This is a genomic window from Streptomyces sp. E11-3 (assembly GCF_046540415.1).
Classification (GTDB): Bacteria; Actinomycetota; Actinomycetes; order Streptomycetales; family Streptomycetaceae; genus Streptomyces.
Genome location: NZ_JAZGRL010000246.1, coordinates 1 through 626, shown reverse-complemented (window position 1 = coordinate 626; position 626 = coordinate 1). Strand labels below are relative to the sequence as shown.

Genomic DNA, 626 nt, shown 5'->3' with positions numbered 1-626 from the left:
CCGGGGCGGGCTTCTTCGGCTCGGCGGCCGCCACCTGGTCGGCTTCCGGCCTGCCTCCTGGCAGCGCGCGCAGATGGGTACGGGACACCGGGACCGTACGGCCCGCCAGCTTGGCGCGTACGGCCAGCTCGGCGAGGGCCTGGCAGTGGGCGAGCAGGGCGGCGGCGGTCGGGTTGCCGCGCAGGGCGCGGAGCGCGGCGAGGTCGTCGGGGTCCGGGCGGTAACCGGTGGCCAGGGCGTCGGCGAGCAACTCCAGATAGCCGGCGGCGGTGCCGGGGAGCGCCTGCCGGTAGCGGGCCAGGTCGGCCAGCAGGAAGGCCCGGAGTCTGGCGCCCTCGCGGACCGCCTCCTGAACCGAGTCGGCGAGCCGGAGGCAGTCCTGGACGTCCTGGTCAGCGGCGGGGCTGGGGTGGAGGGCAAGGGCGAGGGCGCGTCGGAGCACACGCAGTTCGTCTGCGCTGAACGCCATGCCGCCGCGGGTTCCGTATGGCGTGGGCATGGGCCGACAATACGCACTAATCAGACAAAATCCGCTTTACGTTCATTCGGTGGGCGCGGCGTGGCTGGGTTCTGGCCTAGTAGTGCTTCGTTAGGTTCTGGCTCGTGTTAGGGGTTTGCCGCAGGTG

Annotated in this window: 1 protein-coding gene; it reads right to left on the bottom strand. The window is 72.0% G+C overall.

Annotated features, from left to right (window positions below; genetic code table 11):
• On the bottom strand, positions 1-499 hold a 499-nt coding region (locus U9R90_RS36665; RefSeq protein WP_411061846.1), incomplete at its 3' end, for a hypothetical protein.
• Between the last annotated feature and the right edge of the window lie 127 nt (positions 500-626).